Origin of the sequence: Pseudomonas avellanae BPIC 631 (genome assembly GCF_000444135.1) — a bacterium.
Lineage (GTDB): Bacteria > Pseudomonadota > Gammaproteobacteria > Pseudomonadales > Pseudomonadaceae > Aquipseudomonas > Aquipseudomonas avellanae.
Window position 1 is genome coordinate 1 of record NZ_ATDK01000389.1, and the last position, 2,198, is coordinate 2,198.

Annotated in this window: 1 protein-coding gene; it reads left to right on the forward strand. The window is 58.0% G+C overall.

Annotation, left to right across the window (positions count from 1 at the left end; all coding sequences use genetic code 11):
- Nucleotides 1-415 precede the first annotated feature (415 nt).
- Nucleotides 416-2,198, forward strand: a 1,783-nt coding sequence (locus DW49_RS0122620; protein WP_024421422.1) for a DUF5710 domain-containing protein, incomplete at its 3' end; no start/stop codon positions are given.

Here is a 2,198-nt window from a genome sequence, read left to right on the forward strand (position 1 = left end):
CTCAAGAGAAACTATGAAAGCGTCATAGCAATGGCCTGCGCTTTTCTGTGGCTACCAATGTGAAACGGGAACAGACCCTAGAGGACGACGAGCCGTTTTTGCCACTGCCAACTTTAGTAAGGACGAAGAGTTTACAAGATCTCTTAGGCACGAAATCCTTGGACACTTTGGGATCAACACCTTCAACCCCGCCGAAAAAAGAGCAGTCCTAAACGCGCTGATTGATGCGCGTACCGAGCCCAGCACGGCAGCCCTCTGGACCAAGGTTGATCAGCTTTATCCGGGGATCAGCGATTTACGTAAAGCTGAGGAAGTGTTTGCCTTCGCCTGCGAAGAGATTGATCCGGATGCCCATGCCAACACTCTTGAAGGTGCTCGATCTTTTCGTGAAACCTGCATAGATCGCTCTCGCCCCATGCAGATCAGTGACCTTATCAATCTGACGAGCATGGTTGCTGAAGGGCTGCATGATCGTAGCCGGTCGCAACAGAACTTCCCGGCGTCGGACAATGCCCAGTTCAAGATTGAAACAGCCCCTCGCACATCCGAATACCCGGTCTGGCTGGCCGTGCCGCCTGATGATCGTGATAAGGCTCGTCTGTCTGCCGGACGACTCAGTGACGGTCGTGCGGCCATTGCCTGGAACAAAGAGGAAAAGCTGTGGTTTGCGAGACCTGGATGTGACCTTGATCGCATCACCGGCTGGTTGCCTGATCCAAGCCGCCGCGCCGGTGGTGGGGACGCCGAATCAGAGTTTCTGGATGTACTGACTCAAGCCGGCCTGGTCGTCAAAGGCATGCCGGTGATGAACGGTAGTCGGCAGCGTGTAGCGACGGTCGATGACAAGCACGGCAAGAAAAGCGGTGTCTATTGCGGTTTTCTGGATCGTCGCCCTGCTGGCTGGTTCATCAACTACCACCGTGCCGATTCGCCCAAGGATGTGACCAACTGGGCGGCGACTGGCGGTGAATCTGATCCGATCACCCGCCTGCACATTCGGGCCGGGGCCAAGCAAGCCCAGGAAGACGCCGCTCGTGATCGCGCTGTTACCTACGCCAAGCAGACGTTGGCTGCCAAGAGACTTTACGACCGGCTGCCCGCCGCAGACCCTGCGCACCCCTACCTGGTGCGGAAGGGAATACCCCCGACGCCCGACATTCGTCAAACACGAAACGGTGCCCTGGTGGTGCCGTTTTTTAATGCCTCGGGAACGTTCAAGACGCTGCAGTACATCCCACCCGAGGGTGAGAAGTTCCTCTTCAAGGATGCTCCCAAACAAGAGCATTTCCTGGTGGTGGGCGGCCCGCTCGATCCGGTCAACCCCATTCTGTATGCCGAGGGCTATGCCACTGCGCGCAGCCTGAACCTGGCCACCGGTCTGCCGGTGGTGATGACCATTGACGCAGGCAACATGGTGGCGGTGGCCAAGGTGCTGCATCAGCAGTATCCCGACAGTCGGCACCTGTTCATGGCGGATTTCGATCATGCCAAGGACGTGAACAAGGGGTTGATCATGGCCAATGAGGCGGCCATAGCGGTGGGGGGCCAGGTTCTGTATCCAACGTTCAACGACGCCGAAATTGCCCGTGGGTTCACGGACTTCAACGACCTTCACCAATCACGAGGACTGGACGCGGTGCGCGAACAGACCGCTCCCCTGATTCGACCGTATGAAGAGGTAACTACCATGCCGACAGATTCGAACACTCAGCCCCCGGACAATACTGCGCAAAAGGCAGCCACTCCCACGCAAGAAACGCTGGGACTGGATGCAGCGCCTGCAGCTTCAATACAGGTCCCGGATCAATCCGCACCGCCGCAGATCCGTAGTGCTCAACCGGTTGCATCTGAAGCGTCATCTGTTGAAAGCCAGTCGCCCGAAACTGCCCAGGTCACTGAAGCACCTGTTGGCATTGATGATGCGCAGGTATCCACCCAGCCACCTTTGGCGTTGTCACCTGCTGAGCAACTGGCGTCGGTAGAGGCCGATCCTGACGCTTCCGCGATCGTTGACGAACAGCCCAAAGCGACAATGTCTGTGGCGACAGACCGCAACACGCCCTCTGACGCGCCTGAACTCATCCAGCCGACCTCGGCGGAGGTCGTGCCAGAGCAGTCTAACGAAACCGCTCAACCAGATGCGCGCTCTGCTCAACAACAGGCACCGGGAGAGGCCGACCCAGGCTCCTCTGCCAACG